We start from the raw sequence: 23274 nt of genomic DNA on the forward strand, positions 1-23274 counted from the left end.
TCACCCTACGGGTCGATCTCGCGGGCCGGGGAGTGCGGCACCCAGGCCGCGGGCGGTGCGCAGCCGGGTACGCCCGGGTCCCTCGGCCATGTCGCCCCGGCCGGGCTGGTCCGGCACCCGGGCGTACGCCTCGCCGTCGGCCTTGCCGGCGACGGCCAGGATCTGCGCCACCGGGCCGCGCCGGAGCGCGGGGACCTCCGGGGTCGGCAGGGGCCGGTCCGGCTCGTCCTGGGGCCGCCTGGCGCGGTAGGCGGCCCGGTACGAGGCGGGGGAGGACCCCAGCTGGCGCCGGAAGTGCCCGCGCAGCGCCACCGGGGACCGGAACCCGCAGCGGCCGGCGACCTCGTCCACCGAGTAGTCCGAGGTCTCCAGCAGCCGCTGGGCCTGCAGCACCCGCTGGGTGATCAGCCACTGCAGCGGCGCGCTCCCGGTGAGCGACCGGAACCTGCGGTCGAAGGTCCGCCGGCTCATGTAGGCGCGCGCGGCCAGCGCCTCCACGTCGAACTGCTCGTGGAGGTGCTCCAGCGCCCAGGCGACGACCTCGGCCAGCGGGTCGGCGCCGATCTCCTCGGGTAAAGACCTGTCCAGGTGCCGCTGCCCGGTCTGCCAGTCCGAGCGCCGCGGCGGCACGACCAGCCGGCGGGCCAGCGCGGCGGCCGCGTCGGTGCCGTGGTCGGTGCGCACCACGTGCAGGCACAGGTCGATGCCGGCGGCGGTCCCCGCGGAGGTCAGCACGTCGCCGTCGTCCACGAACAGCTCGCGCGGGTCCACGTGCACCGACGGGTAGCGCTTGGCGAGCGTGGGCGCGTACATCCAGTGCGTGGTGGCCGGCCGGCCGTCCAGCAGCCCGGCGGCGGCCAGCACGAAGGCACCGGTGCACAGGCCGATGATCCGCGCGCCCTCCTCGTGGGCCCGCCGGATCGCCTCCAGGGCGTCGGGCGGCGGCGCCTGCGAGATCGAGCGCCAGGTCGGCACCACCACCGTGCCGGCCCGCGACAGCGCCTCCAGGCCGTAGGGCGCGCTCAGCTCCAGGCCGCCCGTGGTGCGCAGCGGGCCCTCCTCGCCGGCGCACACCAGCAGCCGGTAGCGGGGCACGCCCGCGTCCTGCCGGTCGATGCCGAACACCGACAGCGGTATGGAACTCTCGAATATCGGGCCACCGCTGAAGAGCAGCACCGCGACGACCTCGGGCCGGCGCCGCGCGGAGAGTTTACGGATGGCGCGAGGCGATGCGGATGGTGCTTGCGACGAAGTGTCCGTCGCCGTACCGGAACCGGACTCCTGGCTCATGGAGCTCTAGCCCCCCTCGTATCGACGCGTCGTCCCCTCGGTCCTGCACGTACTCCCCCGTTGTCCGGCGCAGCCACCTCATGATCAAATCTACTGTGTCAGGTGGGGCGTTAGTGACAACTTCCTCATCTGACGCTAAATCGACAAGACAACGTGGCGTAAAGCATTCGATCACGAAGCGTTTCACTCACAGCGCCCACTGGGAAGTACGCCTCACGTCACAGGAGCCCCGTCCGGCGCGTGACGCGTCGTCGAGAGCCGACGTGCATCGTAGAACCGCAGGTGGCAGAGGTGTTAGCCGGCATCCGTCCCAACACGGCCACAGGGAAGGGAAGTTGGCCGAAAATCGCCCTCTTGGCGGGGCGGTCGGGCACCATGCGCCGGGAAGTGCGCCGGAGTGCGGCCCGGGAGCGGGCATCCTTGAATTCCCCTGGGAATCCGCCTTCTTCGCGGTATCCCGCAGGCCCCCGCGGCGCCGCCCGCGGGCGCGCCACGGGGCGCGTCCTGACCTCGCCGGGGACCGGCCCGGCCGGGCGACCGAGGTGCGCCCCCGCGGTGCGCCCGTGCGCCCGGCCGTGCGACGGGTTGGCGTGATGGCGTTGCACTCTGGGCCGTGCTCCGGCATTCTCCTGGGAACTCCGGGTACGGGAGTCCTTGTGGGGGCCCGGCTGCGCCTGTGCAGGTGGTCCCCACGGCCGTACTCTGGAGGGAGTGGGACGGGAAGTGGCGAACTGGCCGAAACAGGCCGCTGCGGCGGCCCGCCCCGCGCGAACCGTCCTGTCCGCTGCTCGGCGCGTCAGCGCCGCCCTCGCCGAGAATCCGCATCATGGCCGGTCCTGAGTACCCCGAGCCTGCCGACCGCAGGCCGCTCGCCGAGTCGGCGGCACTGCCCGAGCAGGCTCCCACGCTGCGCCACGCATGCGACCCTGCCTTCCGGCACGGCATCGTGGTGGGCTTCGACGGTTCCACCTCCAGCGAGCGCGCGCTGTCCTATGCCATCGGCATGGCCCGCAGGACCGGTACCGCGCTGATCATCGTGCACGTCGCCAACCGGCTGCCGGCCACGGTGTGGGCGGGCTGCGAGCCACCGGTCTTCGTCGACGTCCCCGACCACCGCACCGAGGTGCTGGGCCTGGAACTGGCCTGCGCGGACCACCTGGCGGAGATGTCCTGGGTCCTGGTGGAGCGCGGCGGCGACATCTGCCACGAACTGGAGGAGGTCGGCCGGGAGTACGAGGCCGACGCGATCGTGGTCGGCGGCACCCACGGCCTCGTCGGGCGGATCTTCGGCTCGGTCGCCGGCCGGCTCGCCCGCCGCGCCCAGCGCCCCGTCGTCGTCATCCCGTAGTTCCCGACCCCGCCCGACCCCGTCCGTCCCGCCGCGGGCACATCCGCGGCTCCGTGCGGCGCAGCCGAGGTGCGCGCCGCGCACGACCGCGGGCCCCGCCGATCGGCGGGGCCCGCGTCGTACTCCCGGTGTCGCGCGCCTACTCGACGGTGACGGATTTCGCCAGGTTCCGCGGCTTGTCGATGTCCCGGCCCAGCGCCAGGGCGGTGTGGTACGCGAACAGCTGGAGCGGGATGCCCATCAGGATCGGGTCCAGCTCGTCCTCGTTCTTCGGTACCACGATCGTGTGGTCCGCCTTCTCCTGCTCCTGGTGCGCGACCGCGAGGATCCGGCCGCTGCGGGCCTTGATCTCCTCCATCGCCGCGCGGTTCTTCTCCAGCAGGTCGTCGTCGGGGACGATCGCCACGGTCGGCATGGCAGGCTCGATCAGCGCCAGCGGCCCGTGCTTGAGCTCGGAGGCCGGGTACGCCTCGGCGTGGATGTAGCTGACCTCCTTCAGCTTCAGCGACGCCTCGCGGGCCACCGGGTAGCCGCGCACCCGGCCGATGAAGAGCATCGAGCGGGCGTCCGCGTACTGCTTGGCCAGCTGCTTGATCTCCGGCTCGGTCTTGAGGATCTCGTCGATCTGCCCGGGCAGCCGGCGCAGCCCGTCGATGATCCGGCGGCCGTCGGCGACCGACAGGTCGCGGATCCGGCCCAGGTGCAGGGCGAGCAGCGCGAAGGCCACCACGGTGTTGGTGAAGCACTTGGTGGACACCACGCACACCTCGGGCCCGGCGTGCACGTAGGTGCCGCCGTCCGCCTCGCGGGCGATCGCCGAGCCCACCACGTTGACCACGCCCAGCACCCGCGCGCCCTTGCGCTTCAGCTCCTGCACGGCGGCCAGCACGTCGTAGGTCTCACCGGACTGCGACACCGCCACGTACAGGGTGTCGGGGTCCACCACGGGGTTGCGGTAGCGGAACTCCGAGGCCGGCTCCGCGTCCGCGGGGATGCGCGCCAGCTCCTCGATCAGCTGCGCGCCGATCTGGCCCGCGTGGTAGCTGGTGCCGCAGCCGAGGATCTTGATCCGGCGCACCCGGCGGGCCTCGCCCGGGTCCAGGTTCAGCCCGCCCAGGTGGACGGTGGCGAACCGGTCGTCGATCCGGCCGCGCAGCACCCGGTCCACGGCCTCGACCTGCTCGACGATCTCCTTGTGCATGTACGTGTCGTGGCCGCCCATGTCGTACGACTCGGCCTCCCACTCCACGGTGGTGGGCGTGGCCGTCGTCAGGGAGCCCTCGGTGGTGTACGTGCGGAAGTCGTCCGCCTTGAGGGTGGCCATCTCGCCGTCGCCGAGGGTCACCACCTGGCGGGTGTGGGTGACCAGCGCGGCGACGTCGGAGGCGACGAACATCTCCTTCTCGCCGATGCCGAGCACCACCGGCGAGCCGTTGCGCGCCACCACGATCCGGTCCGGGAAGTCCTTGTGCATCACGGCGATGCCGTAGGTGCCCTCGACCACGCGCAGCGCCTCGCTGACCTTCTTCTCCAGCGTCTCGGCGTCGGAGCGGCCGATCAGGTGGGCGAGCACCTCGGTGTCGGTCTCCGAGGCGAAGACCGTGCCGTCGGCGGTCAGCTTGGCGCGCAGCTCCGAGGCGTTGTCGATGATGCCGTTGTGGACGACGGCGACCTGGCCCTCGGTGTCCAGGTGCGGGTGGGCGTTCTCGTCGCTCGGGGCGCCGTGGGTGGCCCAGCGGGTGTGGGCGATGCCAGTGGTGCCGGCGAACCGCTTGGGGATGCGCGCCTCCAGGTCGCGCACCCGGCCCTTGGCCTTGACCGTGCGCAGGTCGCCGGACTTCCCGCTGATGACGACGCCGGCCGAGTCGTAGCCCCGGTACTCCAGCCGCTGCAGGCCCTCCAGCAGCAGTGGTGCGACGTCACGCCTGCCGATGTATCCGACGATTCCGCACATATATGCCGTCCCTCTCCGTCGTCCTGCGTCGTGGTGAATCCAGAAAAGCGCCGTGGGGCGCGCGAGCCGTCCGCTCCGGGTGCTGCCCGGTGGGGACGGCTCAGCCGTAGACGATCCGGCGGAGCTGGCGCTGGGAGAGCGTCGCAGGGGCCACGGCCCGGTGCGGCAGCTCCTCGGCGATCCGCTGGAAGATCTCCGCGTTCACCAGGCCCTTGGCCTGGAGCTCGCGGTGTCTGCGGCGGACGAACTCCTCGGTCGTCTCGTCGAAGTACGCCAGGACGTCCAGTACCACCCGGGTCGCCTCGCCGCGGTGCAGCGACGTGGTGCGGACCAGGTGGTCGATGAGGTCCTCGTAGGACGTCCGGCGTTCGAGCACCCGTTGATACTGGTGTGATCATCTTTGGTTTGCAAGAATCCTGCCCGATTTCGGGCAGGGAAGCCGGACAAGCGCGGCCAGAAGAGTGAAGAAGGGGCGGGGGAGCGGTCGTGGCGGGCCGCGCGGTGCGGGCCGCCTTGACCGGGTCCGGTCGCGGGGGCTACTCGTGGGGGCGTGACACGACGCGACGCCGCGCGGCCGGGGGCCGACCCGGTCCCGCCGCCCGGCCGGCCCCGGTCCCGGGTCCTCCACGGCGCGGTGCCGCGCGCGCTGTGCGCCCTGATGCTGGCCGCGGGCGCCTCCGCTGCGGGCGCGAGAACCGCCTCCTCCGAGCCGGCCGCGGCCACCGCCGCGGCGGCCGTGGCCGCCCGGGTGGTGCCCGTGCCCGCCGCGGTCCGCGCGGGCGGCGGGGCGTTCCGCCTCACGCGCGGCACGGCGATCGGGATCGCGGGCGCGGGCACGCGTGCGGGCGGTGACGCGGCGGGACACGCGGGATCGGATGATCCGTCCGCCCCGGACGGCGGGGACGGCGCCCGCGGCGCCCGCGGAGCCACGGCGCCCGCGAGCGCGGCCGGGGTGGCGGCGTACGCGGCCTCGCTGCTGCGGCCGTCGACCGGCTATCCGCTGCCGGTGGTGGCGGTGCCCGCCGGGACGCCGGCGGACCGGGCCGGCGGGATCGTGCTGGCGCTCGGGGACACCGACCGGGGCCTGGGCGAGGAGGGCTACCGGCTGCGCACCGGCGCCCGCTCGGTGGTGATCAGCGCGCGTACGGCCGCCGGGCTGTTCCACGGCGTGCAGACCCTGCGGCAGCTGCTGCCGGCCGCGGTCGAGAGCCGCACCGCGGTGCCCGGCGCCGCGTGGACCGTACCGGACGCCGACATCCGCGACGTGCCGCGCTACGCCTACCGCGGCGCGATGCTCGACGTGGCCCGGCACTTCCTGACCGTCGCCCAGGTCGAGCGGTACGTCGACGAGCTGGCCCTGTACAAGGTCAACACGCTGCACCTGCACCTCACCGACGACCAGGGCTGGCGGATCGCCGTCGGCTCCCGGCCGCGCCTGGCGGCGTACGGCGGCAGCACCGAGGTCGGCGGCGGTCCCGGCGGCTTCTACACCCAGGACGACTACCGGGCGATCGTCCGCCACGCCGCGAGCCGCTTCCTCACCGTCGTCCCGGAGATCGACGGTCCCGGGCACACCACCGCGGCCCTCGCCTCGTACCCGGAACTCGACTGCGACGGGAAGGCCCCGCCCCTGTACACCGGCACCAAGGTGGGCTTCAGCTCGCTGTGCGTGCCGAAGCCGGAGACCTACGCCTTCCTCGACGACGTCATCCGCGAGATCGCCGCGCTGACGCCCGGCCTCTACCTGCACATCGGCGGCGACGAGGCGCACTCCACCAGCGCCGCGGACTACGTGGCCTACATGGACAGGGTGCAGCCGATGGTCACCCGGTACGGCAAGACCGTGATCGGCTGGCACCAGCTCGACGCCGCGCACCCGGTGCCCGGCGCCCTCGTCCAGTACTGGGGCACCACGGGCGACGAGAGCGCGGTCGTCGCCGCGGCGAGGGCCGGCACCCGGGTCATCATGTCCCCGGCGAGCCGCGCCTACCTCGACATGCAGTACACCCCGGCCAGCCCCGTCGGCCAGCACTGGGCCGGGTACGTGGAGGCGCGGACCGCCTACGACTGGGACCCGGCGTCGTTCCTCGCGGGCCTGCCGGCCGGCGCGGTGTACGGGGTCGAGGCCCCGCTGTGGACCGAGACCGTCCGCACCGGCGCCGACCTCGACTACCTGGCCTTCCCGCGGCTGCCGGGGATCGCCGAACTCGGCTGGTCCCCGGCGGCCACGCACGACTGGGACGCCTACCGGGTGCGGCTGGCCGCGCAGGGGCCGCGGTGGCAGCAGCTGGGCATCGGCTTCTACCGGTCGCCGCAGGTGGACTGGCCGGCCTCCTGAGACGGCGGCCGGGAGCCGGGCCGGTGGGCGGCCAGCGGGTTGGCGAGGGTGCCCGCGAACTGCAGGGCCGACGACGGGTCGGCGAGGTCCACCATCTGCTGGTTGTCGCGCAGCTGGAGGCGGTTGAGGCAGGACAGCGCGAACCGCGGCGCGAACAGGTCGTGGCGCGCGAACGCCTCCGCCAGCTGCGGGTGCGCCTCCTGGTAGCCGGCGACGCACTCGGCGACGGTGCGCCAGAACACCGTCTCGTCCAGCACCCCGCAGGTGTGCAGGGTGGCGCTCAGGAACCGCAGGAAGCAGTCGAAGACATCGGTGAACACCGACAGCGCCCGCAGCTCCTCGGGCACCTCCGCCCTGATCCGCTCGACCTGCGGCGGCAGTTCGGCGGCCGGGTCCATCACCACGATCTCCTCGGCGATGTCCTTGAACACCGCGCGCCGCACGCTCCCGCCGTCCGCGCCGAGCACCAGGATGACGTTCTCGCCGTGCGGCATGTACGCCAGGTCGTACGCGAACAGGCTGTGCACCACCGGCACCAGGTAGGCGTCCAGGTAGCCGCGCAGCCAGCGCTCGGGCGCCAGCCCGGAGCGGGCGATCAGCGCCGCGGCCAGCGAGCCGCCGGCGGCGTCGCGGTGCAGCAGCGCGGCCATCGTGACGAGCGAGCAGCCGTCCTCCAGCGCGGGCACGGGACTCTCGCGCCACAGCGCGGCCAGCATCTTCCGGTAGGGCGAGCCCTTCCCGGTCGCTGCCTCGAACGGCAGGTGCCGGTAGCCGACGGCCGCCCGCTCGCGGATGATCGAGAACCGCGCGGCGGCCAGCGTCGGATCGGCGGCGATCAGCGCCGCCAGCCAGTCGTTGATCGCCGGGGTGGCCGCCATGTAGGCGGCGGACAGGCCGCGCAGGAACCCCATGTTCAGCACGGACAGCGCCGTCTTGACGTAGTGGCGGTCCGGCCGGCCGGCGTTGAAGAAGGTGCGCACCGACTGCTGGGCGAGGTACGCGTCGTCGCCGGGGCCGAGCAGCACCAGGTGCCGCCGGGCGAGTTCGCCGGCGAAGGTCACCGCGAGCCGGTGCTCCCACTGCCAGGGGTGGACCGGGATCAGCAGGTAGCCGTCCGGGTCCAGGCCGAGGCCGGTGAGGACCGCGGCGAACCGGTCGCGGGTCGCCGGGTCCAGCTCGGCCTCGATCAGCGCCCGGTAGTCCAGGCCCTCGCCGGCGTGGAAGTCCGCGAGGTCGCGGCGGGCCGCCACCCAGATCAGCCGCACCGGCGTGGCAGCCTCCGGCGCGTACCGCAGCGTGTCGTCGGCGCCGAAGCCGAGGCGCCCGCTGTTCGCGACGAAGCAGGGGTGGCCCTCGGTCATCCCGCTCTCCACCGCCTGGAAGCCGGCCGCCGCCAGCTCCGCGGCGTCCGGCTGCCCCTTGGCGTCCTTGAACGCCAGCGCCGCCAGCGTCGCGGTGATCTCCTCCAGGTACAGCGGCAGGACCCGGTCGGACAGGCCCAGCGTCGTGCGCAGTTCGGTGAAGAACGCCAGGGCGTCGAGCGGGAGCGGGGTCTCCTGGTCGTCAGCGGCGGTGCCGTCCGGGGTGCCCGGGGTGCCGGGACCGGCTGCGCGGCCCGTGCCGTCCGTGCCGGCCGGGTCGTCCGCGGCGTCCTCGCCGCCGATCCGGTGGCGGGTGAGGGAGGCGGCGTCTATGTGCCAGTGGTCCAGGGCGAGGAGTTCGGCGGTGAAGCGGTAGGCGGTGCGGCCGTCGTCGCTGGCCACGGCGTACCGCCGGCGGCCGCCCGGGGCGCCCGGCGCGGCGCCCAGCGGGACGGGCGTGAGCAGGCGCTCGTGGGCGAACTCGGCGAGCGCCTTGCGGAGCAGGTGGCGGGTGGCGCGCTCCCAGTGCTCCGGGGTGAGGTGGGCGGTTGCGGGGCTGGACGCGGTCGCGGGGGCCGACGTGCCGGCGCCCTGTGCGGTCATCGGGTGGCCTCGAATCCGGCGCGGGTGCAGAAGCTGAGCAGCGCCTCCTTGTGCGGGGTGGTGATCCGCCGGACCGGGGTGAAGCCGACGGTGCGGTTGAGCGCGTGCACCGCGGTGTTGCGGACGTCGGGCTCCACCACGACCCGGCGGGTGGCGGGGCCGGCGAACAGCTCGGTCATCACCGCGCGGATCACGGCGCGGGTGAAGCCGTGCACGGGCTCGTCCGCGGGCGCCACCAGGAAGTGCATGCCGACATCGCCGGGTTCGGCCGGGTACAGGCCGGCGAGTTCCACCCGCGCCGGGTCGTAGCGCTCCATCAGGAACGCCGGCCGCCCGTCGTACAGCCCGAGGAACGCGTCCTGGTACGGCGCCTGCGCGATGTCGGCGTACGCGCGCTCGACGTCGTACGGGTTCGCGTCGCCCATCAGCCAGAAGCCGGCCTTGGGATGGGTCACCCAGCGGTGCAGCAGCGCGGCGTCGGCCGGCGGGTCGACCGGGCGGAAGGTGAAGCGCTCCGGGGACAGGTCCGGGGACGGGCCGGGGGACGCGTCGCGGGAGGGGCCGGGGAAGAGGCCCGGGGACAGGTCGCGGGACAGGTCGGGGGCGGTCATGCGGTGAACTCCTGGAAGGCGATGGCCGTTTCGACGCGGTACGGCTCGCGGCCGCCGAGCAGCTCGCGGATGATCCGGGAGTTGCGGTAGGCGGCCATGCCGAGGTCGGGGGCGGCGAAGCCGTGGGTGTGCAGCTCGGCGTTCTGCACGTAGACGCCGTGGCCGGTGACGTCGATCGCGTAGTCGCGGGTCACCTCGTAGCGGCCCTGCGCGTCCCACCGGATGCGGTCGCGGACCGGCGCCAGGAACTCGGGCACGCGGTAGCGGTATCCGGTGGCCAGCACCAGGCCCTCGGTGGCCAGGGTGTGGTCGCGGCCCTGCTCGTGCTGGCGCAGCCCGAGCGTGTAGGTGCCGGTGCCCGGGTCGTGGCGGACGCTGTCGAGCGAGGTGTTGGTCAGCAGCCGCGTCGGCACCTTGCCCCTGCGGTTCCTGGTGTACAGCAGGTCGAAGATCGCGTTGATCAGCTCGGTGTTGATGCCCTTGTAGAGGTTCTTCTGCGAGGCGTTCAGCCGCCCGCGCACCTCGGGGGGCAGCGCGTGGAAGTAGTCCACGTACTCCGGCGAGGTCATCTCCAGGGTGAGCTTGGTGTATTCGAGCGGGAAGAAGCGCGGGGAGCGGGTCACCCAGTTCAGGGCGTAGCCGCCGTCGTCGATGCCCTGGAGCAGGTCGTGGTAGATCTCGGCCGCGCTCTGGCCGCTGCCGACCACCGTGATGCTGCGCTTGGCGCGCAGCCGGTCCCGGGCCGGCAGGTAGCCGCCGGCGTGCACCGCGTCGCCGCCGACGCCCTCGGCCGCCGGCGGCACGTACGGCGGGGTGCCGGTGCCCAGGACCAGCCGCGGCGCCCGGTAGGTCTCGCCGGTGCCGGTGCGCACGGTGTAGCGGCCGTCCGCCTCGTCGTAGGTGACCTCGGTGACGGTCCTGCCGAACCGGACCGAGCGCAGCCGGGCGGCAGCCCAGCGGCAGTAGTCGTTGAACTCCTCGCGCAGCGGATAGAAGCTCTCGCGGATGTAGAAGGAGTACAACCGCCCCGATTCCTTGAGGTAGTTGAGGAAGCCGAACGGCGAGGTGGGGTCGGCGAGCGTCACCAGGTCGGACAGGAACGGGGTCTGCAGGGTGGCGCCCTCCAGGAACATCCCCGAGTGCCAGTCGAAGTCCGGCTTGCTCTCCAGGAACACGCCGTTCAGGTCGTCGAGCGGCTCGGTGAGGCAGGCCAGGCCCAGGTTGAACGGCCCGAGTCCGATGGCGACGAAGTCGGGCTCGTCGCGCGGGGCCGCGTCACGAGGCGTGGGCAAGGGTCTCTCCCAGGTTGAGGCAGCGGGCGGCGTGGCCGGCGAGCAGGTCGAGCACGGCCGCGATGTCGCCGGTGGTGGTCAGCGGGTTGAGCAGGGTGAACTTCAGGTAGTGGCGGCCGTCCACGGTGGTGCCGGCCACGACCGCCTCGCCGGAGGCGGCCAGCGCCTTGCGGGCGTGGAGGTTGGCGCGGTCGACGTCGTCGGGACCGGGCGCGCCGGCGCCGTCCTGCGGGGGCGTCCAGCGGAAGACCAGGGTGGAGAGCGCGGGGCGGGTGACGACCTCGAACCGCGGGTCGGCGTCCAGCAGCAGCCACGCCTGCCCGGCGAGGTCCAGGACCTCGTCGAACAGCTCGCCCACCCCGTCGGCGCCCATCACCCGCAGCGTCATCCACAGCTTGAGCGCGTCGAAGCGGCGGGTGGTCTGCAGGGACTTGTCGACCTGGTTGGGGATGCGCTCGGCCACCGCCCGCCGCGGGTTGAGGTAGTCGGAGTGGTACGTGGCGTGGCGCAGCACCGCGGCGTCGCGCACCACGACCGCGCTCGAACTGACCGGCTGGAAGAAGGACTTGTGGAAGTCCACGGTCACCGAGTCGGCGTGCTCGATGCCGCGCAGCAGGTGGCGGCGGGTCCGTGAGACCAGCAGCCCGCAGCCGTAGGCGGCGTCCACGTGCAGCCACGCGCGGTGCCGGGCGCACAGCGCGGCGATCTCCGGCAGCGGGTCGATGGAGCCGAAGTCGGTGGTGCCGGCGGTGGCCACCACGGCCATCGGCGTCCACCCCTCGCGGGCGCAGCGCTCCAGCTCCCGGGCGAGTGCCTCGGGCCGCATCCGCTTGTCCGCGTCGCAGGCGACGGTGACGACGGCGCCGGCGGGCAGCCCCAGCAGGGCGGCCGACTTCTGGACGCTGAAGTGGCCGCACGCGCCGGCCAGGACGCGCAGCCGGGCCGGGTCGGCGCCGGCGGCGAGCGCCTCCTCGCGGGCGAGCAGCAGGGCCTGGAGGTTGGACTGGGTGCCGCCGCTGGTGAACACCCCGTCGGCGCGCGGGCCCAGGCCCAGGCGGCCGGCCGTCCAGGCGACCAGGCGGCGCTCGATGAGGGTGGCGCCGGCGCTCTGGTCCCAGGTGTCCAGCGAGGAGTTGACGGCGCTGAGCACCGCCTCCGCGGTCACCGCGGGGATGACCACCGGGCAGTTGAGGTGGGCGAGGTAGCGGGGATGGTGGAAGTAGACGGCGTCGCGGAGGTAGACGCCCTCCAGTTCGTCCAGGGCGGCGGCGGTGTCGCCCAGCGGACGGTCCAGGTCGATCGCGTCGATCCGGGGGGCGAGCGCCTGGGGGGTGATGCCGGTGAACGGCCGGTCGGTCGCGGCGAGGGTGGCCGCCACCCGCTCGACTCCCCGGGAGACGGAGCGCCGATAGTGCTCCGTCGTGGTGTCGTTGAGCAGGTGTGAGCGCATGGGCGGACCTCTCGTTGGTCGGTCGAGTTAGGTTAGCCTAACCTAACTCGACGTCCCGGCGGTCCCTTACGCCACCCTCGCCGCGCTCTTCGGTTGTCGTGGAGGGCCGGCCGGCCGGTGCGGCCGGCGCACCGGCCGGTTCAGCCGGCCAGGCCCAACTCCCGTGCGATCAGCATCCGCTGGACCTCGCTGGTGCCCTCGCCGATCTCCAGGATCTTCGCGTCGCGCCACATCCGGGCCACCGGGTACTCGTTCATGAACCCGTAGCCGCCGTGGATCTGGGTGGCCTCGCGGGCGTTGGTGACCGCGATCTCGGAGGAGTAGAGCTTGGCCAGGGCCGCCTCCTTCTTGAACGGCTCGCCGCTCACCAGCCGCGACGCGGCGTCCCGCCATGCCAGCCGGGCGGTGTACGCCCGCATCTCCATGTCGGCGATCTTGAACTGGATCGCCTGGTTGGCGCCGATCGGTCGGCCGAACGCCTCCCGCTGCCGGGCGTACGCGAGCGACTCGTCCACGCAGCCCTGCGCCAGCCCGGTGGCCAGCGCGGAGATCGCGATCCGGCCCTCGTCCAGGATCCGCAGGAACTGCGCGTAGCCGCGGCCCTGCTCGCCCAGCAGGTTGGCCGCCGGCACGCGGCAGTCGACGAAGGACAGCTCGCGGGTGTCCGAGGCGTTCCACCCGACCTTGCTGTACTTCTTCGACACCGTGAACCCGGGAGTGCCGGACGGCACGATGATCGACGAGATCAGCGGCCGGCCCTCGGGTGTGCGGCCGGTCACCGCGGTCACCGTGACCAGCCCGGTGATGTCGGTGCCGGAGTTGGTGATGAAGCACTTGGTGCCGTTGATCACCCACTCGCCGGTCGCCTCGTCCAGCCGCGCGGTGGTGCGGGTGCCGCCGGCGTCCGAACCGCAGTCCGGCTCGGTCAGCCCGAACGCGCCCAGCATCTCGCCGGAGCACAGCTTCGGCAGCCAGGTGCGCTTCTGCTCCTCGGTGCCGAACCGGAAGACCGGCATCGCGCCCAGCGACACCCCGGCCTCCAGGGTGATCGCCACCGAGGAGTCGACCCGGGCGAGCTCCTCCAGGGCCAGCCCGAGCGCCAGGTAGTCGCCGCCCATCCCTCCGTACTCCTCGGGGAACGGCAGCCCGAACAGGCCCATCCGCCCCATCTCCCGCACGATCTCGTACGGGAACTCCTCCTGCTCGTAGAACTGGCCGATCTTGGGCGCGACGACGTCCCGGGCGAACTCGGCCACGGTGGACCGCAGTTCCTCGTGCTCGGCGGACAGACGGTGATCGATCGACATGGCTACTGCTCCTGGTGGGTCAGGGCGCGGACGGTACGGGACGGACTGGGCCGCCCCAGCTTCTCCGCCATCCAGACGCTTGTGGCGCTGAGGCGGTCGAGATCGACCCCGGTGCGGATGCCGAGGCCGTTCAGCATCCAGACCAGGTCTTCGGTGGCGAGGTTGCCGGTGGCGCTCCTGGCGTACGGGCAGCCGCCGAGGCCGCCTGCGGAGGCGTCCACGACCGTGACGCCGCAGCGCAGCGCGGCCAGGGTGTTGGCCAGCGCCTGGCCGTAGGTGTCGTGGAAGTGCACGGCCAGGTGCTCGACGGGGATGCCGGCGCCAGGGGTGCCAGTGTCCCCCGCGGTGGTGCCGCCGCCGGTGCCGGTGAGGGCGTCGAGCAGGGCGGTGACATGGCCCGGGGTCGCCACGCCGATGGTGTCGCCGAGGCTCAGCTCGGTGCAGCCCATCTCGTACAGGCGGCGGGCGATCGCCGCGACCTGCGCCACCGGGACCGGGCCCTCCCAGGGGTCGCCGAAGCACATCGACAGGTAGCCGCGCACCCGCGCCCCGGCCTGCCGGGCCCGGTCCGCCACCGCCGCGGACTTCGCCAGCGCCTCCTCCAGCGTCCGGTTGACGTTGGCCCGCGCGAACGACTCGGTGGCGCTGGCGAACACCGCGACGTCCCGGACCCCCAGCTCCAGGGCTCGTTCCAGACCCCGCTCGTTGGGCACCAGCACGGGCAGCCGCACCTCGGGGTCGGCGCCGGCCAGGTCGCCCAGCAGCGGCATCAGCTCCTCGGCGTCCGCCAGTTGGGGCACCCACGAGGGGTGCACGAAACTCGTCGCCTCGATGGTGGTCAGCCCGGCGGCGGCCAGCCGGTGCACGAACTCGGCCTTCACCTTCGTCGGCAGGGTGGCCTTCTCGTTCTGCAGGCCGTCGCGCGGCCCGACCTCGTGGATGCGGACCTGCGCGGGCAGCCCCTCCTGGGGCACGGCCATCGGCAGTCCCGCGGGCGGCCCGGACGGGGTGCCGGCGTCCGTCATGGTGTCTCCTCGGGTTGTGCTGCGGGCGTGACGACCGCCAGGACCTGGTCCATGGCGACCGTCGCCCCCGCCACGACGTCGATCTCGACGACCGTCCCGTCGTGCGGTGCGGTGATCACGTGTTCCATCTTCATCGCCTCGACCACGAGCAGGCTCTGACCCGCCGTGACCTCGTCCCCCTTGGCGGCCTTGACCACCGTGACGGTCCCGGGCATGGGTGCCGTCAGGGTGTCGGCCCCGGCGCCGGCGGCCGCGCCGCGCAGGGCGGCCGCCACCGGGTCCCAGGACTGCACCCGCCAGCTGTCGCCCTCCCTGCCCAGCCACTCGCCGGCGTGGTGGAAGGCGGTCACGGTGCCGCCGGTGTGCAGCCGCACCTGATCGCCGCCGGCGCCGGAGGCGGGGGCCAGCGACGCCTCGAACGGCGCGTCGTCGCCGATCCGCACCTGGCCGTCCCGCACCCGCACCGTCACCGGGTCGTGGCCGGGCACCCGCAGGTGGTGCACCGTCCAGGCGCTCTCGCCGCCGAGCCGGAAGCCGCTGGGCACCGAGAACGGGTCGGTCCAGCCGTCCCGGCCGGGGCCCGGCTCCAGGGCGCGCTGCCGCAGCAGCGCGGCGGCGGCGTACACCTCGGCGGGCACGCCGGACGGCAGCAGGCCGGGCGCGTCCCGGTCGATCAGGCCGGTGTCCAGCTCGCCGGCGACCACCGCCGGGTGGGCCAGCAGCCGCCGCAGGAAGCCGGTGTTGGTGTCCACGCCGAGCACGACCGTGCCGGCCAGCGCCGCCCGCAGCCGGCGCAGCGCGGTCGCCCGGTCGGGCCCGTAGGCGATGACCTTGGCCAGCATCGGGTCGTAGGCGGTGCCCACCTCGGTGCCCTGCTGAAGGCCGGAGTCGGTGCGCACGCCGGGGCCCTGCGGCTCGTGCAGCCGCAGCACGCTGCCGGCCGACGGCAGGAAGTCCACCCGCCCGTCGCCCGGGCGCGCGGTCTCCGCGCAGATCCGTGCCTCGACGGCGTGCCCGGTCAGCGCGACGTCCTGCTGGCCGAAGTCGAGCGCCTGCCCGCAGGCGACGCGCAGCTGCCAGGCCACCAGGTCCAGGCCGGTGACCAGTTCCGTCACCGGGTGCTCGACCTGGAGCCGGGTGTTCATCTCCATGAAGTAGTAGGCGCCGGGGTCGGCCCCGGGCACGATGAACTCCACGGTGCCGGCGCCGGTGTAGCCGCAGGAGCGGGCGGCCTGCACCGCCGCATCGCCCATGGCCGCGCGGGTCGCCGGGTCCAGCAGGACCGAGGGCGCCTCCTCGATGACCTTCTGGTGCCGGCGCTGCAGCGAGCACTCGCGCTCGCCGAGGTGCACCACGTTGCCGTGGGCGTCGGCCAGGACCTGGATCTCGATGTGCCGCGGCCGGTCGATCCAGCGCTCCACCAGCAGGGTGTCGTCGCCGAAGGAGCCGAGGGCCTCGCGCCGGGCGGCGGCGATCTCCTCGGGCAGCGCGGAGGCGTCCCGCACCAGGCGCATGCCCTTGCCGCCGCCGCCCGCCGACGGCTTGAGCAGCACCGGCAGGCCGATCTCCCGTGCGGCGTCGGCCAGTTCGGCGTCGCTCAGTCCGCTGCCGCTGCTGCCGGGCACCACCGGCACCCCGGCCGCCCGCACCGTCTCCTTGGCGCGGATCTTGTCGCCCATCAGCTCGATCGCCCCGGCCGGCGGTCCGATGAACACCAGCCCCGCCTCGGCGCAGGCCCGGGCGAACGCGGCGTTCTCGGCGAGGAAGCCGTACCCCGGGTGCACGCCCTGGGCGCCGGCGGCACCGGCCGCGCGCACCAGGTCGGCGGCCGACAGGTAACTGCCCACCCGCACCGCGGTGTCGGCCTCGCGGACATGGCGGGCGTCGGCGTCCGCGTCGGTGAACACCGCCGCCGAGCGCACGCCCAGCTCCCGCAGGGTGCGCATCACGCGGACCGCGATCTCCCCGCGGTTGGCGACGAGGACGGTGTCGAACAGGGCGGGCGCCGCGGCGCCTGGTGTGGTCGTCACGGCACTCACATCCGGAAGACGCCGTAGCCCGGTGCGGACGGGTCGGCGGTGGGCAGGGGGGCGTTGGCGCAGGCGGTCAGGGCGAGGCCGAGCACGGTGCGGGTCTCCAGCGGGTCGATCACGCCGTCGTCCCACAGCCGGGCGGTGGCGTAGTAGGCGTTGCCCTGCGTCTCGTACTGCTCGCGGACCGGGGCCTTGAACGCCTCCTCGTCCTCCTCGCTCCACTTCTCGCCGGCCGCGGCGAGCTGGTCGCGCTTGACGGTGGCCAGCACCGACGCGGCCTGCTCGCCGCCCATCACCGAGATCTTGGCGTTGGGCCACATCCACAGGAAGCGGGGGCTGTAGGCCCGGCCGCACATCGAGTAGTTGCCGGCGCCGTAGGAGCCGCCGATCACCACGGTCAGCTTGGGCACCCGGGCGCAGGCCACCGCGGTGACCATCTTGGCGCCGTGCTTGGCGATGCCGCCGGCCTCGTACTGGCGGCCCACCATGAACCCGGAGATGTTCTGCAGGAACAGCAGCGGGATGCCGCGCTGGTCGCACAGCTCGATGAAGTGCGCGCCCTTGAGCGCGGACTCCGCGAACAGGATGCCGTTGTTGGCGACGATGCCCACCGGGTGGCCCTGCACATGGGCGAAGCCGGTGACCAGCGTGGTGCCGTACTCCGCCTTGAACTCCGCGAAGCGGCTGCCGTCCACCAGCCGGGCGATGACCTCCCGTACGTCGTACGGCGTGCGGGAGTCCACCGGCACCGCGCCGTAGAGCCCGGCGGGGTCGGCGGCCGGCGGCTCGGCGGGGCGGACCGTCCACGGCGGCGCGCCGCGGGCCGGCAGCGTGGCCACGATGTCGCGGACGATGCTCAGCGCGTGGGCGTCGTCCTCGGCCAGGTGGTCGGTGACCCCGGAGACGCGCGAGTGCACCTCACCGCCGCCCAGCTCCTCGGCGGTGACGACCTCGCCGGTCGCCGCCTTCACCAGCGGCGGGCCGCCGAGGAAGATCGTGCCCTGGTTCCGCACGATCACCGCCTCGTCGCTCATCGCCGGCACGTACGCGCCGCCCGCGGTGCACGAGCCCAGGACCGCGGCGATCTGCGGGATGCCGCGCGCCGACATGGTCGCCTGGTTGAAGAAGATCCGCCCGAAGTGGTCCCGGTCGGGGAACACCTCGTCCTGGCGGGGCAGGAAGGCGCCGCCGGAGTCCACCAGGTAGACGCACGGCAGGCGGTTGTCGAGGGCGACCTCCTGGGCGCGCAGGTGCTTCTTCACCGTCATCGGGTAGTAGGTGCCGCCCTTGACGGTGGCGTCGTTGGCCACGACCACCACCTCGCGGCCGGCGACCCGGCCGATGCCGGCGATGACGCCGGCGGCGGGGGCCTGCCCGTCGTACATCCCGTCGGCGGCCAGCGGGGCGAGTTCCAGGAAGGGGGAGCCCGGGTCCAGCAGGTGGTCCACCCGGTCGCGGGGCAGCAGCTTGCCGCGCGCGGTGTGCCGGGCGCGCGCCTTCTCGCCGCCGCCGAGCCGGGCGGCCGCGAGCTTGTCACGCAGCGTGGCGCTGAGCGCGGTGTGCGCCTGGGTGTTGGCGCGATATGCCTCCGACGCCGGATCTGCGGCGCTGGACAGGGCGGGTGCTGCCATGGTTCGGCCCCCCGGGTGTTAGCGAGCGTTAACTTGATGACTCCACGTTAACGCTCGCTAACCCGATTGTCTAGACTCGATCGTATGAACCCGACGAAGACGGCCGGTGGCAGGCGCGAGCAGATCCTCAGGGAGGCCGCTCGGCTCTTCGCCGAACGCGGATTCCACGGCGTCGGCGTGGACGAGATAGGCGCCGCGGTCGGTATCAGCGGCCCGGGGCTGTACCGGCACTTCGCGGGCAAGGACGCCATGCTCGCCGAGCTGCTGGTGGGCATCAGCGACCGGCTGCTGGCCGCCGGGCGGATGCGGGTCGCCGAGAGCGACGACCCGCAGAAGGCGCTCGACGCGCTGATCCGCGGCCACATCGACTTCGCCATCGACGACCGGCCGCTGATCACGCTGCACGACCGCGAACTGGACCGGCTGCGCGAGTCCGACCGCAAGCTCGTCCGCCAGCTGCAGCGGCAGTACGTCGAGGAGTGGGTCGGCGTGGTGCGGCGGGTCCACCCGGGCGCCTCCGAGGTCGAGGTGCGCGCCGCGGTGCACGCGGTGTTCGGACTGATCAACTCCACCCCGCACCTCGGCCCGCGCAGCGGCGTGCCGGACCGGGGGGCGATGGCGGCCCTGCTGCGCCGCCTCGCACTGGGTGCGCTGGGGACCCTCGACGACGGGCTGCCCTGGACAGGCGCGCGGACCGACCGGTAACTTTCTGAGCGCTTGCTTAATCAGACTGCCGGTCTGCTCGCTCGTCGATGGGAGGCGCGCTGTGCGTCGCACGGTGTACAACGAGGACCACGAGGCGTTCCGCGAGACGATACGCGCCTTCATCGAGGCCGAGGTCGTCCCGGTCTACGACCAGTGGCTGGAGGCGGGGCAGGCTCCCCGGGACTTCTACTACAAGCTCGGTGAGCTGGGAGTCTTCGGCATCGAGGTGCCCGAGGAGTACGGCGGCGCCGGCGAGGAGAGCTTCAAGTTCCACGCCGTCATCAGCGAGGAGTGCGCCCGCGCGGGCGTCAGCTTCGGCGGCAGCGGCGTCCACACCGGCCTGTGCCTGCCGTACGTGACGGCCTACGCCACCGACGAGCAGAAGAAACGCTGGCTGCCCGGCTTCGCGAGCGGCGAGATCATGTTCGCCATCGCCATGACCGAGCCCGGCACCGGCTCCGACCTGGCCGGCATGAAGACCTCCGCGAAGCTGTCCGAGGACGGCACCCACTACGTGCTCAACGGCGCCAAGACCTTCATCACCGGCGGCGTGCACGCCGACCGCGTCATCGTCTGCGCCCGCACCGCGCCGCCCAGCCCCGAGGACCGCAGGGCCGGCATCTCGCTGTTCGTCGTCGACACCAAGTCCGCCGGCTACACGGTCGGCCGCAAGCTCGACAAGCTCGGCCTGAAGACCTCCGACACCGCGGAGCTGGCCTTCGCCGACGTCAAGGTGCCCGTCGAGGACCTGCTCGGCGAGGAGGGCAAGGGCTTCTCCTACCTCGGCCAGAACCTGCCGCAGGAGCGCCTGGGCATCGCGGTGGGCGCCTACGCGCAGGCCGCCGCCGCTATCCGGTTCGCGCAGCTGTACGTCCAGGACCGCACCGTCTTCGGCCGGACCGTCGCGTCGTTCCAGAACACCAAGTTCGAACTCGCCGCCTGCAAGGCCGAGGTGGACGCCGCGGAAGCCGTCGTCGACCGCGCGCTGGAGGCCCACGACCGGCGCGAGCTGACGGCCGCCGACGCCGCCTCCGCCAAGCTGTTCTGCACCGAGGTCGCCGCCCGTGTCATCGACCGCTGCCTGCAGCTGCACGGCGGATACGGTTACATGAACGAGTACCCGATCGCCCGCCTGTACGCGGACAACCGGGTCAACCGCATCTACGGCGGCACCAGCGAGGTCATGAAGTCGATCATCGCCAAGTCGATGGGCCTGTGACCGGCACGGCCGGACCCACCCGCCCCCGAGCACCACAACGAACGGACCACGCGTGAACGGCACCCCCGCGGACGGCGGTCCCCAGCCGCTGGACTCGCTGCTCGCCCTGCTCGACCTGGAGCGCATCGAGCAGGACATCTTCCGCGGGGTGAGCCGGCCGGCCGTGGTGCCGCGGGTCTTCGGCGGCCAGGTCGCCGCCCAGGCCCTGGTCGCGGCCGGCCGCACCGTCCCCGAGGAGCGCGCCGCGCACTCCCTGCACGCGTACTTCCTGCGGCCCGGCGACCCCGGCGCGCCCATCGTCTACGAGGTCGACCGGATCCGCGACGGCCGCTCCTTCACCACCCGGCGGGTCGTCGCCATCCAGCACGGCCAGCCGATCTTCCACCTGTCGGCGTCGTTCCAGGCCCACGAGGAGGGCCTGGAGCACCAGGAGCCGATGCCCGACGCGCCGGACCCCGAGACGCTGCCCAGCGCCGAGGAGCTCCTCCCGGCCCACGCCGACAAGTTCCCCGACCCGCGCGTGGTGGACCGCCTGCTCGAGGTGCGCGCCGCCATCGACCTGCGCTACGTCGAGGACCCGCCCTACCTGACGGCCGGCGTCGCCCGCGAACCCCGCTCCCAGGTGTGGTTCCGCACCCGCGGCAAGCTCGCCGACGACCCCATGCTGCACGTGTGCCTGGCCACCTACGTGTCGGACATGACGCTGCTCGACTCGGTGCTGCTCGCCCACGGCCGCGGCGGTTGGGCGGTCGGCGACGTCGTCGGCGCCAGCCTGGACCACGCCATGTGGTTCCACCGCCCGCTGCGCGCCGACGAGTGGCTGCTGTACGACCAGGAGAGCCCCTCGGCCTCCGGCGGCCGCGGCCTGGGCACCGCCCGCATCTACACCCGCGACGGCCGCCTGGCCGTCTCCGTCATCCAGGAGGGCCTGGTCCGGGTCCCGCGCACCGTCTGAAGGCAGGCGGCCCTGGCCGCCCCTGGTTCAGCCCGCCGTCGGTTCAGGCCGCCCCTGGCTCAGGCCGGGACGGGCAGGCCGGCCGCGGCCAGCAGGTAGGCGGTCAGCGGCGCGTACAGGTGCGGGGCCACGTTGTCGTCCAGCGGGACACTGACCCTGATGCTGCCCTCCGCCTCCCCGACGAACAGTGCAGGGTCGTTGCAGTCGGCGAACCCGATCGTCTCCAGCCCCCTGGACCCGGCGTGCCCGGCCCACCCGTGGTCGGCGACCACCAGGTCCGGCAGCGGCCGGCCCTCCCGCTCCAGCGCGTCCAGCACCTGCTGCATCGGCTCGGGGGAGTGCGTGTGCACCAGCCCGGCGCCCCGGTGCAGCATGAACACGTCCGCCAGCTGCCGCACCTCGCCGCTGTCGGCGTACAGGTGGTCCAGCGGGCCGGCCAGGGTGCAGCCCGCCGCGCGCAGCGCCGCCGCCAGCGCGTGGTGGACCGCGTACATGCCCGCCGGATGCCCGGTGGCCACCAGCACCCGGGAGCCGTTCTCCGCCGCCTTGCGCAGCACCTCCGCCATCCGGTCCAGGGCGTCCAGCGTCAGCTGCGGGTCGATGGTGTCCTGCCCGTTGCGGTGCACGGGATCGGCCACCACGCCGCAGCGCTCCGCCATCACCTCCAGCACCGCCGCCGGATCGCCCCAGCGGTCGCCGAAGTCCAGCCCGAGCCAGTAGTAGCGATCCCCGGCGGCCAGCGCCCGGTAGTGGTCGAGGTTGTTCTCCCGGCTGGTGGCGACGTCCCCGGCTATCCGGGTACGGACGAGATGGTCGGCGAGGGCCTGGCGGGAGGGTGCGGCAGGCGCGGGATCCAGTGGCATGCACACATTGTCCCGTCCCCGCTCCCGAGGTGTCCGGGCGGCCTCCTGATCGACGCGGAGGCGTAATCGGGGAGACGGATTGGAGGAAACGTACATTCCGGCGGGATCGGGCAGAGACATAGGGTCGGCCGCTGACCCCGAAGAAGAGAGGCCCTCCATGACCAGCGCCCAGCCGCGCGGCCCCGTCGACTCCTCCCGCATCCCCCGCTACGCGGGACCCGCGACCTTCGCCCGGCTGCCGAGGCTGGACGAGGTCGGCAGCGCGGACGTGGCCGTCGTCGGGGTGCCCTTCGACGCCGGGGTCTCCTACCGTCCCGGGGCGCGGTTCGGCGGCAACGCCGTCCGCGAGGCGTCCCGGCTGCTGCGCCCCTACAACCCGGCGCAGGCCGCCTCGCCGTTCGCGCTGGCCCAGGTCGCCGACGCCGGCGACATCGCCGCGAACCCCTTCGACATCGACGAGGCCGTCGAGACGATCGAGGGCGCCGCCGACGACCTGCTCGGCACCGGGGCCCGGCTGATGACCCTCGGCGGCGACCACACCATCGCCCTGCCGCTGCTGCGCGCCGTCGCCCGCCGCCACGGACCGGTCGCGCTGCTGCACTTCGACGCTCACCTGGACACCTGGGACACGTACTTCGGCGCCGCCTACACGCACGGCACGCCCTTCCGGCGCGCCGTCGAGGAAGGCATCCTCGACACCTCCGCGCTCTCCCACGTCGGCACCCGCGGACCCCTGTACGGCAAGCAGGACCTCGACGACGACGCCAAGATGGGCTTCGGCATCGTCACCTCCGCCGACGTGATGCGGCGCGGCGTGGACGAGGTCGCCCAGCAGCTGCGCGAGCGGATCGGGGACCGGCCGCTGTACATCTCGATCGACATCGACGTCCTGGACCCCGCGCACGCGCCCGGCACCGGCACGCCCGAGGCCGGCGGCCTGACCTCCCGCGAGCTGCTGGAGATCGTGCGCGGCCTGGCCGGCTGCCACCTGGTGTCCGCCGACGTCGTCGAGGTCGCCCCCGCCTACGACCACGCCGAGATCACCTCCGTGGCCGCCTCGCACACCGCCTACGAGCTGACGACGATCATGACCCGGCAGATCGCCGAGGCGCGTACCGTCTGAGCTGCGCGGACCCGCGCCGCCGGGGCCGGGCGCGCCGGGGCCGGCGGCGGCCGAAGGGGGACCGGGCGTCAACACAAGCGTCACCGGAATCACCCCGAAGGACTACGACCAAGGTCGCACGCATGTGCGACCTTGGTCGTTGGTTGTGTTGCGGGAGGATGAAATG

General features: G+C 73.4%; 18 protein-coding genes. 6 read left to right on the plus strand and 12 right to left on the minus strand.

Annotated features, from left to right (window positions below; genetic code table 11):
- On the minus strand, window positions 1-1290 hold the full coding sequence (locus ACH4TG_RS22915) for a helix-turn-helix domain-containing protein (RefSeq protein WP_398244285.1): 1290 nt from the start codon (window positions 1288-1290) through the stop codon (window positions 1-3).
- A gap of 826 nt (window positions 1291-2116) precedes the next feature.
- Between ACH4TG_RS22915 and ACH4TG_RS22920 the strand changes: the two genes are divergently transcribed.
- The gene (locus ACH4TG_RS22920; protein ID WP_398244286.1) at window positions 2117-2638 is read left to right on the plus strand and encodes a universal stress protein; all 522 of its coding nucleotides are present in this window, start codon (window positions 2117-2119) and stop codon (window positions 2636-2638) included.
- Between the two features lie 139 nt (window positions 2639-2777).
- Here the strand turns inward: ACH4TG_RS22920 and glmS are convergent, their stop codons facing one another.
- On the minus strand, window positions 2778-4592 hold the full coding sequence (gene glmS / locus ACH4TG_RS22925) for a glutamine--fructose-6-phosphate transaminase (isomerizing) (protein WP_398244288.1): 1815 nt from the start codon (window positions 4590-4592) through the stop codon (window positions 2778-2780).
- A gap of 100 nt (window positions 4593-4692) precedes the next feature.
- Window positions 4693-4968 (minus strand): hypothetical protein, encoded by a 276-nt coding sequence (locus tag ACH4TG_RS22930; protein WP_398244289.1) that lies wholly within the window; start codon window positions 4966-4968, stop codon window positions 4693-4695.
- 282 nt (window positions 4969-5250) lie between these two features.
- Between ACH4TG_RS22930 and ACH4TG_RS22935 the strand changes: the two genes are divergently transcribed.
- On the plus strand, window positions 5251-6930 hold the full coding sequence (locus ACH4TG_RS22935; RefSeq protein WP_398244340.1) for a family 20 glycosylhydrolase: 1680 nt from the start codon (window positions 5251-5253) through the stop codon (window positions 6928-6930).
- Here ACH4TG_RS22935 and ACH4TG_RS22940 read toward each other — a convergent pair.
- The 8 genes from ACH4TG_RS22940 to ACH4TG_RS22975 all read right to left on the minus strand — a co-directional run bounded on the left by ACH4TG_RS22940 (window position 6894) and on the right by ACH4TG_RS22975 (window position 18243).
- Window positions 6894-8894, minus strand: a complete 2001-nt coding sequence (locus tag ACH4TG_RS22940) for an IucA/IucC family protein (protein ID WP_398244290.1) — start codon at window positions 8892-8894, stop codon at window positions 6894-6896. The genes ACH4TG_RS22935 and ACH4TG_RS22940 overlap by 37 nt on opposite strands.
- A complete protein-coding gene (locus ACH4TG_RS22945) occupies window positions 8891-9505 on the minus strand; it encodes a GNAT family N-acetyltransferase (RefSeq protein ID WP_398244291.1) in 615 nt (204 codons plus the stop codon). Before ACH4TG_RS22945 ends, ACH4TG_RS22940 begins: the two co-directional genes overlap by 4 nt.
- Complete coding sequence (locus tag ACH4TG_RS22950) at window positions 9502-10797, minus strand: lysine N(6)-hydroxylase/L-ornithine N(5)-oxygenase family protein (RefSeq protein WP_398244292.1); 1296 nt, start codon at window positions 10795-10797, stop codon at window positions 9502-9504. The genes ACH4TG_RS22945 and ACH4TG_RS22950 overlap by 4 nt, the downstream gene beginning before the upstream one ends.
- Window positions 10781-12247, minus strand: coding sequence for a pyridoxal phosphate-dependent decarboxylase family protein (locus ACH4TG_RS22955; protein WP_398244293.1), 1467 nt, complete (start codon window positions 12245-12247; stop codon window positions 10781-10783). Before ACH4TG_RS22955 ends, ACH4TG_RS22950 begins: the two co-directional genes overlap by 17 nt.
- Before the next feature lie 140 nt (window positions 12248-12387).
- Window positions 12388-13548, minus strand: a complete 1161-nt coding sequence (locus ACH4TG_RS22960; protein ID WP_398244341.1) for an acyl-CoA dehydrogenase family protein — start codon at window positions 13546-13548, stop codon at window positions 12388-12390.
- 8 nt (window positions 13549-13556) lie between these two features.
- Window positions 13557-14579: a hydroxymethylglutaryl-CoA lyase gene (locus ACH4TG_RS22965; RefSeq protein WP_398244294.1), complete on the minus strand. Its 1023-nt coding sequence runs from the start codon at window positions 14577-14579 to the stop codon at window positions 13557-13559.
- Window positions 14576-16576 (minus strand): acetyl/propionyl/methylcrotonyl-CoA carboxylase subunit alpha, encoded by a 2001-nt coding sequence (locus tag ACH4TG_RS22970; protein ID WP_398244342.1) that lies wholly within the window; start codon window positions 16574-16576, stop codon window positions 14576-14578. Before ACH4TG_RS22970 ends, ACH4TG_RS22965 begins: the two co-directional genes overlap by 4 nt.
- Before the next feature lie 38 nt (window positions 16577-16614).
- Window positions 16615-18243 (minus strand): carboxyl transferase domain-containing protein, encoded by a 1629-nt coding sequence (locus ACH4TG_RS22975; RefSeq protein ID WP_398244295.1) that lies wholly within the window; start codon window positions 18241-18243, stop codon window positions 16615-16617.
- An 84-nt stretch (window positions 18244-18327) separates the two neighbouring features.
- Between ACH4TG_RS22975 and ACH4TG_RS22980 the strand changes: the two genes are divergently transcribed.
- The 3 genes from ACH4TG_RS22980 (at window position 18328) to tesB (ending at window position 21122) form a co-directional block, all read left to right on the plus strand.
- Window positions 18328-18948, plus strand: coding sequence for a TetR/AcrR family transcriptional regulator (locus tag ACH4TG_RS22980; RefSeq protein ID WP_398244296.1), 621 nt, complete (start codon window positions 18328-18330; stop codon window positions 18946-18948).
- A gap of 61 nt (window positions 18949-19009) precedes the next feature.
- On the plus strand, window positions 19010-20167 hold the full coding sequence (locus ACH4TG_RS22985) for an acyl-CoA dehydrogenase family protein (protein WP_398244297.1): 1158 nt from the start codon (window positions 19010-19012) through the stop codon (window positions 20165-20167).
- Between the two features lie 52 nt (window positions 20168-20219).
- Entirely contained in the window at window positions 20220-21122 is a 903-nt protein-coding gene (gene tesB / locus ACH4TG_RS22990) for an acyl-CoA thioesterase II (RefSeq protein ID WP_398244298.1), read from the plus strand.
- A 59-nt stretch (window positions 21123-21181) separates the two neighbouring features.
- Here the strand turns inward: tesB and ACH4TG_RS22995 are convergent, their stop codons facing one another.
- Window positions 21182-21985 carry a phosphatase gene (locus ACH4TG_RS22995; RefSeq protein ID WP_398244299.1) on the minus strand — a complete coding sequence of 268 codons (804 nt, stop codon included), beginning with the start codon at window positions 21983-21985 and terminating at the stop codon, window positions 21182-21184.
- A gap of 157 nt (window positions 21986-22142) precedes the next feature.
- Here ACH4TG_RS22995 and speB point away from each other — a divergent pair, with 157 nt between their 5' ends.
- Entirely contained in the window at window positions 22143-23108 is a 966-nt protein-coding gene (speB, locus tag ACH4TG_RS23000) for an agmatinase (RefSeq protein WP_398244300.1), read from the plus strand.
- The last annotated feature ends 166 nt before the right edge of the window (window positions 23109-23274 follow it).

Origin of the sequence: Streptomyces sp. NPDC020917 (assembly GCF_044333795.1) — a bacterium.
Classification (GTDB): Bacteria; Actinomycetota; Actinomycetes; order Streptomycetales; family Streptomycetaceae; genus Actinacidiphila.